The organism is Chamaesiphon polymorphus CCALA 037 (assembly GCF_003003845.1).
Lineage (GTDB): Bacteria > Cyanobacteriota > Cyanobacteriia > Cyanobacteriales > Chamaesiphonaceae > Chamaesiphon > Chamaesiphon polymorphus.
Window position 1 is genome coordinate 1 of sequence record NZ_PVWO01000277.1, and the last position, 7,647, is coordinate 7,647.

Annotated in this window: 6 protein-coding genes; 3 read left to right on the forward strand and 3 right to left on the reverse strand. The window is 44.9% G+C overall.

The window, feature by feature from the left end; translation table 11 throughout:
* Nucleotides 1-91: 91 nt before the first annotated feature.
* The 3 genes from C7B77_RS18820 to C7B77_RS18830 all read left to right on the forward strand — a co-directional run bounded on the left by C7B77_RS18820 (nt 92) and on the right by C7B77_RS18830 (nt 3,549).
* Nucleotides 92-406: a DUF6825 family protein gene (locus tag C7B77_RS18820; protein WP_106308245.1), complete on the forward strand. Its 315-nt coding sequence runs from the start codon at nt 92-94 to the stop codon at nt 404-406.
* Nucleotides 407-881: 475 nt separating this feature from the next.
* The gene (locus C7B77_RS18825; RefSeq protein ID WP_245894271.1) at nt 882-2,600 is read left to right on the forward strand and encodes an ABC1 kinase family protein; all 1,719 of its coding nucleotides are present in this window, start codon (nt 882-884) and stop codon (nt 2,598-2,600) included.
* Nucleotides 2,601-2,829: 229 nt separating this feature from the next.
* Nucleotides 2,830-3,549 carry a PP2C family protein-serine/threonine phosphatase gene (locus tag C7B77_RS18830; protein WP_106308251.1) on the forward strand — a complete coding sequence of 240 codons (720 nt, stop codon included), beginning with the start codon at nt 2,830-2,832 and terminating at the stop codon, nt 3,547-3,549.
* 103 nt (nt 3,550-3,652) lie between these two features.
* Here C7B77_RS18830 and C7B77_RS18835 read toward each other — a convergent pair whose 3' ends face one another.
* From C7B77_RS18835 to dndD, 3 genes are all read right to left on the reverse strand, one after another.
* Nucleotides 3,653-4,708, reverse strand: coding sequence for a HaeII family restriction endonuclease (locus C7B77_RS18835; RefSeq protein ID WP_106308254.1), 1,056 nt, complete (start codon nt 4,706-4,708; stop codon nt 3,653-3,655).
* Nucleotides 4,709-4,710: 2 nt separating this feature from the next.
* Nucleotides 4,711-5,667, reverse strand: a complete 957-nt coding sequence (locus C7B77_RS18840; RefSeq protein WP_106308257.1) for a DNA cytosine methyltransferase — start codon at nt 5,665-5,667, stop codon at nt 4,711-4,713.
* Nucleotides 5,668-5,701: 34 nt separating this feature from the next.
* On the reverse strand, nt 5,702-7,647 hold a 1,946-nt coding region (gene dndD, locus C7B77_RS18845), incomplete at its 5' end, for a DNA sulfur modification protein DndD (RefSeq protein WP_106308260.1).

Genomic DNA, 7,647 nt, shown 5'->3' on the forward strand with positions numbered 1-7,647 from the left:
ACCAAAGTTAGACCGATCGATAGCCCCAACAGCCACGTTCGACGCGTTATAATTCTTTACGGAAGCCCCATTAATCGTAGCTATCGATACTATGACAAAACCCGCACTAAATAGTTTTTTTGTCGGTCGCGCTCTAGCTCAGAGCATCAATGACAAACTAGGCGAGACTTTGACCTATACCCTGAGCGAATTAGGCAAAATTAACGCCGAACAAGGCGAAAAACTGCGCCAGTTTACCCAAGAAGTAATCGAGCGTGCTGCCAGAGAGACTAGTAATGCTGGTGGGAATACTACTACTGTATCGGCAGATGGTCGCACAGTCGATGTCCAAGAAACGATCGACGAACTCAGAGCAGAAATTGCCAGACTCAGAGCCGAAATTCAACGCCATCGTCATGAGAGTTAACAGCTAGCATTTTGTGGAGTTTGGGATGTCCGCTCGTCGGGTCACCTGACGTCAAAAGGACATCGAGACAGAATTGCCCTCAAAGACAAATCTAGAGGTCTGCTGTTCGTCCATAAATAAATTCGACCGATCGTAAGCAATTTTATGCTCGGTCAATGTTAATCGCCAAAAATAATCGCTCGTTCGCGTTCAGCTTCGCGTCTCGTATCGCCAGAGGCGAGGCTACGCCAACGCGTAGCGTCTCGTAGCGAAGCGTCTCCGAAAGGAGAAGAGAAGAGAAGAGAAGCGTCGGCTCTGCCGAATCGAATAACCACTAACCCCTAATATAAATTTTGTGACTGCTATTTCCGAACCTTGTCCCTCGCCGAGCGGCGATTCTGCCGAAGAGCGGTTACTCGTGTCTAGCGGAGTTGAGGCAAGCACGCGTTTGTCTTTACCACCTGAAGCTACTGGATCGGAAGCGTCCGCGATCTCTATGCCCCAAATTGTGACAGATCCACAGATGAGTAATGATAACCGTGCTTATCGCTGGAACCGAAATAACTATTCCAAGCGGCGGCGGACGATCGATATTTGGTCGTTTTTCCTGACCTTCTTGAGTAGTTCTTGGATAGATGGTAAGAAGTGGAGCTATATTAGCGGCTATACTGAGGCAAAACAGGCGGCTAGGCGGCGCAAACAAGCAATTTGGATTCGGGATACCTTTTTGGAATTAGGGCCGACATTCATCAAATTAGGGCAACTATTTTCAACCCGTGCCGATCTATTCCCCGTCGAATATGTCGAAGAACTCTCGAAGTTGCAAGATCGGGTACCAGCATTTAGTTATAGCCAAGTTGAAGAGATTATCGAGCGAGATTTGGGCAAAAAGATCCCCGAATTATTTGCCAGTTTCGACCCGATTCCTCTGGCAGCGGCGAGTCTGGGGCAAGTACATCTAGCCAGACTGTATACGGGGGAAGATGTCGTCGTCAAAGTTCAACGCCCCGGACTAAATAAATTATTTACGATCGATCTGGAAATCCTGCGCGGGATTGCCAAATATTTTCAGAATCATCCTAAATGGGGTGGCGGCGGACGCGACTGGCTGGGGATCTACGACGAATGCTGTCGGATCTTGTGGGAAGAGACAGATTATATCAGTGAAGGCCAAAATGCCGATACCTTCCGCCGGAACTTTCGATCGCAAGATTGGGTCATGGTGCCTCGGGTTTACTGGCGGTATTCCTCTACTCGGACGCTGACGCTAGAGTATTTACCGGGGATTAAAATCAGCTCCTACGAAGGACTCGAAGCCGCTGGACTCGATCGCCAAACGATCGCCCGCCAAAGTGCTACCGCCTATTTACAACAATTGCTCACCGATGGCTTTTTCCATGCAGATCCGCATCCAGGAAATGTAGCGATCGACCCTAAAACCGGAGCCTTAATCTTCTATGATTTTGGCATGATGGGGCGGATCGCGCCCGGTACCAAAGAAAAGCTGATGGATACCCTCTTAGCCATCGCCGGACGCAATGCCGATCGCGTAGTCAAAGGTTTAGTCGGACTGGGTGCGATTGCTGCCGAAGCCGATACCGATCCGATTCGTCGCTCGGTGCAATACCTGCTCGATAATTTCCTCGACAAACCGATCGAATCGCAATCGATCGCGCAGATAACCGACGACTTGTATGATATTGCCTACGGGCAACCCTTCCGGTTTCCAGCGACCTTTACCTTCGTGATGCGGGCTTTTTCCACGATCGAAGGTGTTGGCAAAGGATTAGACCCCGATTTTAACTTTATGGAAGCCGCCCAGCCCTTTGCATTTCAGATTATGAACAGTAACGGTAATACTAACCCCGATGCCAATACATTTCTCGCCGAGATCGGCAGACAAGCCGCTCAAGTGGGCACTTCTGCTTTAGGCTTGCCCCGCCGCCTCGAAGATACGATCGACAAATTAGAGCGCGGCGACATTCGCGTCCGCGTCCGCTCTAGCGAAACCGATCGTTACCTCCGCAGGCTGGGTACCATGCAGCAAAATACAAATTATGCCATCTTGGTTGCGGCTTTTACATTGTCTGCTACGATTTTATTTGTCAACGCACAGGTAATTCCGGCTGGCGTAGTAGGTACTATGGCAGTTATCGCTCTGGTAACCTGGTTCCGGCAAATGCGCAAATTGGATCGTCAAGATCGGATGTCATAACCGAGCGATTTCGCCTACGAGATACTACTAGAATAGAATGTAGCAATTACACGATCGCAGTGTCCCAATTTGGGTATTATGAGATCGATAAATAGCAAACACTCAATTAAGTTGTATCGATCGCCAGATTTGCGAACGCTGCGGCAGCCAGCTCCAAACTAACTCGCACGCTCTGACAAATTGTCTGTTTGAAAATTTAAAGATTGTTAATCGGTACAGGCATTAGATTATGAAATCGCTGTTCACAGGTCTTACAGATAAAGGGATGGTGCGTAGTGCCAACCAAGATTCATACCATATCGATCCTGATGGACGATTTTTTATAGTTGCAGATGGGATGGGCGGTCATGCTGGTGGTGAAGAAGCCAGCCGGATCGCGATTGAGGTAGCACACGCATATCTCGATCGTAATTGGGAGACAGAACCCGATACCAAAAATCTGCTCGCCCAAGCTCTAATTGCCGCCAATGATGCGATCGTCGCCGACCAAGAATTAAATGCCCAGCGCGGAGATATGGGCACCACGTTGGTAATGATTCTATTCCGCGACGATTTGGTCTGGTCGGCGCATGTGGGCGATTCGCGGCTGTATCGGTTGCGTGGTGACAAGTTAGATGCAATTACTGAAGATGATACTTGGGTGGCTAGAGCGATGAAATTGGGGCAACTCAATGCCGAAGAAGCCAAAGTCCATCCCCTGCGTCACGTCCTTTCCCATTGTCTGGGTCGGCGCGATTTACGACAAATTAATATTCAAACTCAAGATATTACTACTGGCGATCGAATTTTACTCTGTAGCGACGGTTTGACCGAAGAAGTCCCGCACGATGAGATTGCCATCCATCTCCAAGCCGAAACCGAAGAACTGGCAGCCCAAGCTCTAGTAGATGCAGCCAAGCAGCATGGTGGCAGCGACAATATCACCGTAATTATTGCCACAATTCAATAATTCGATCGAGTTAGCAATGTTCGAGCAGAATGCGGGTTGAAAAAACCCGCTGGTAATTTGTCGATCGAAAAACAACGAGCTTTTGAAGCATATTAGAAATCTATTAAATCCAAAGATCGTCTGTTAACAAATTATAGTTTCGATCTTCATAAAACTTAGTAAAGTCTCGATTGTCGGAAGCTGGAAATTCGGCGATAATTTGCTCTTTTAATGTTAGCAAAATTCGATCGCCAATAACTGCACTAAACGAGCCACGCAAAGCTCTTTCGTACCATTCGTGCAGATTACTCTCAGTAATAATACTCTGAATTTTGGCTTTCCAGCCAATTTGATTGAGCAATGAGACTATTAATGCCTGTTCGCTGTCTCGGCAAACGATAACAATTCTGTCTGCGGTGACTGAGCCGACAATATTTTCAGCTAATTCGGTCGTTAATGAAAGATGCTTAATTTGGATAGCCATCCCAAAATTAGCATACATATCCAATCCTCTGTCGGCAGCATTTGTGATGCCAACTCGATAAATTTTAGCTGGTAGATTCAATAAATAGTTATCTGGTGTAAGCCCAATTACCATTTCGGTGAAATCTGAGAACTCCTCTAGTAAACCCAGCTTATTTTCATTAATGGAGATCGTAATTGTAACTTCTAAAGCTTCAACTAAACTAGAAAATAATGAATAGACGACGATTTCATAAACTTTATCGATACTTCGTCGCAATCCTGGCTCTTTCCAGAATAAATCGATAAATTCTCGAACTTCAAAATCGGTAGTACTGTGAGTGTCGTAATATTTTAATGCAGATGATAGCTGTGTAAACCGTTCGGCAAATCGACGATAAATATATGCTTCAATAATTCCACCTTTCAACCTATTTTCTTCACCTAAAACTACTAAGGTTTGAGGTGGCATGGCTTTAGTAAATAGAGCTTCTTGATACTCTGCTGAAGAGGAACTACTTCGCCCTACAAAACGATCGGTGATTAAATTTCGCCAAGCTTTAGACGTGTTTCGATATGTATTTAGATCGCTCAAATCTAGATCTCGATGAACCCGATCGCGATAGAGTATTTCAGCTATTTGAATCGGCTTATACAAATGCACTCGGCTAATTTTGATAATCCGATCCAAGGCAGCTTTTGCTTCTGCTAAAGTCATGCTTAAATAGCTTCCAAAAGGGTAAGTTGTTTGACTGTTTTTTTCAGTTGGCGTTGCTGAATCGCTTCAACCATTTTACCAGCAACAGCTTCGATTACTGGTACTGCGACGCTATTGCCAGTCAATTTTCGCATGGCTTGGTAGCTAACCACAATTTTGAAAGTCTCTGGGAAGCCTTGTAATCTTAGCATCTCTCTAGAAGTCAAACGTCTTTTTCCGTTTACTAATAGATAATTATAAGATGCCCCCGCTCTCAACGCGCACGAGTATGGTAAAGCTGATATATTTCCGCCCTTATTTTCATGCCATATAGAAGGATTAGGCGATAGTTTTTTAATTTTGTCTAGACGATTAGCGACTATTTTATCGGTCGCAAAGTACGATGGATCGATATTATTGTCATCTTCTAATACCTTTGATAGCGATCGATACGAACCTAATGGTGTCGGAAAGCTAAAATCAAGATCTTCTCTAAACCCAACAATAATTATTCGTTCTCTTTTTTGAGGCAGACCAAAATCTAAGGCATTTAAAACGGCAATATGAACGAAATAGCCTAAGGCTTCGAGCTTTTCTCTAATTACCAGTAAAGTTCGACCGCGATCGTGAGATTTAAGTTGTTTGACATTTTCTAGCATAAAAGCGTAAGGCTGCTTGCTTCTTAAAATCTCTTCGATATTAAAAAATAGCGTTCCTCTCGTGTCGGCAAAGCCTAAAGATTTGCCAATAATACTAAACGGCTGACAGGGAAAGCCAGCAAGTAAAATATCGTGTTTGGGGATATCTTCAGGCGCAATTTTAGTAATGTCTCCATGTGGTAACTCCCCATAGTTAGCTTCATACATTTTTTGAGCATCGGTATCCCATTCTGAAGAAAAAATGCACTCGCAGCCATGCACCTCAAATCCAAGTCTAATTCCACCGATTCCGGCAAAGAGGTCGATTATTTTAATGGTCATACTTTACCTAATTTCGCGATCGGTTTAACCAATCTTACCAAAAATATCCGGCTTTAACTTGCGTGCGTTGGGCGTTAGGATCGTGCTCTAGAATATATTCTCGCGTAATTGCACCCTGTTCTCGTAATTTTGCCACCTCACTTTCAGCGACTTCGGTATCTGTAGATAATAAAATCACTTGCTCGCTAGCGGCGGGAAAATAGCGTTCGATTAAATTAGTGCGATGTGAGGAATCTAGTCTACCTAATGGTGTATCGATCGCGATCGGTAATTGGCGTCCTGAGACTCTAGCTAACCCCCATAATAAGGCGATCGCCAGCAGTTGTTTTTCGCCTGCGGAGAGTCGATGTTTGGGTAATAATTTGCCGTCGCGATCGTGGAGGGATAGGGTGAATGTGGTACTATCGATCGTCACGCGCCCGACGAGTTCGGATTTATGCAGTAGATAGCGAAAACATTCGGTGACTTCGTTTTCGAGTTTATTAATCTTTTTGAGCGTCAGTTTTTCTTTAAATACTTGTAATGTGGCTTTGACTTTAGCGATCGAGTCAATAATATGGCGATCGTTTTTGAGCTGGATATTTTTTTCGGTATAATTTGCTAATTCTTGTTTGGTTTTGGTAACGATGCGATCGAGTTCGACATATTGACGATCGCTACTAATTTTATCGGCTTTGAGTTGAACTACTAATTCGCGGGCGGTATTTTCTTGAGCTTTGAGGCGGGTGTATTCTTCGGGCGATGCAGCTTCGGCAATTTGGCGATCGAGAAAATCTAGTTCGGTTTCGAGTTTTGTTAATTGAGTTTGCAGGTTGCTAGCTTGGTGAAGATCGCGATCGAGTTCGGAGGTGAGGATACGATCTAACTGGTTTATTGCTTCAGCATCTACACCCAAATAAACCGAACTTTCTAATTCGACTTCTTTAACTAAGTTCTGGTTTTCATTGGCTAAAAAAGCGCGAACATCGGCGATCTGGTTATCTAAAAGCTGCTGACGATCGAGAAATTCTAGCAACCGTCGATCGCGATCGACTAATAATTCTAGGGCGGCTTTGCCTTGTTGATGGCGTAACTCGATCGCTCCTTGCGCTCGAACTTCAGTTAATAACGGTGCTATTAATCCCAATGGTAAATTACCCGCCGCTAGCTCGGCTAAGTCTTGTCGCAGGCGATCGATTTGAGCTTGAATAGCTTTTGATTCGATATCTAATTGCTTGCCTTGAGCGGCAATGTTGCCCCCTTCCAGGACAAATTTATCAAAAGCTTGTCGCTCTTGCTCGATCGCGATGACTAACTTTGCATCGAGTCGTTCTAACTCTGATGCCAGCGTAGTTAATTCTAATTGCTGTTGCTCTAACCTCGATTCAATTTCATCGATCGCATCTAATTGTTTGCCAGTCGCAATCTCCCGCCGCTTTCTGGTTACTAATATATCTAAATCGGTCGCCAGTCGTTCGGCTAATTCTAATCCCAGTAATGATTGAATCGCATCGAATACGCCGACGGGTGGAGTTTCTTGCTCTGCTAATTCTTTGACTTGTTCGCCATCGAATAAAAATAGATTAGAAATTCCTAGCGGTAACAGATTCTCGATATATTCCTCCCAAGTATTCAGGAGCATTTTATCGGCCCAATCATTGACCAATATTCCTAAAGTATCCTTACCATCTTTAGGATTGCGTTCCCAATATCTGACGATCCGAATCTCGCGTAACTCGCCCTCTTCAGCAACTTCAAAGGCTAATTCTACCCGCGTTTTTTCGCTCAATGGTGTTTGCCGACTCACGCATTGGTCGAGAAAATCACCATAACTCAAGTTTCCCCGCGTCGAACACTGCGCGCGAGCACCGTACAAAGCCAACCGCAGGGCATCCATAATCGTCGTTTTGCCACCACCATTCATCCCCCCAATCAAAATAATCGGACGGCTATCTGCGGCTGAATCCGGTAATAAATTAATAGTGTTCTTACCTAGATAAG

Bases quoted from the DNA above. Each gene is read 5' to 3' on its own strand.
- C7B77_RS18820 (WP_106308245.1), top strand. From the start codon at position 92: ATGACAAAACCCGCACTAAATAGTTTTTTTGTCGGTCGCGCTCTAGCT.
- C7B77_RS18825 (WP_245894271.1), top strand. From the start codon at position 882: ATGCCCCAAATTGTGACAGATCCACAGATGAGTAATGATAACCGTGCT.
- C7B77_RS18830 (WP_106308251.1), top strand. From the start codon at position 2,830: ATGAAATCGCTGTTCACAGGTCTTACAGATAAAGGGATGGTGCGTAGT.
- C7B77_RS18835 (WP_106308254.1), bottom strand. From the start codon at position 4,708: ATGACTTTAGCAGAAGCAAAAGCTGCCTTGGATCGGATTATCAAAATT.
- C7B77_RS18840 (WP_106308257.1), bottom strand. From the start codon at position 5,667: ATGACCATTAAAATAATCGACCTCTTTGCCGGAATCGGTGGAATTAGA.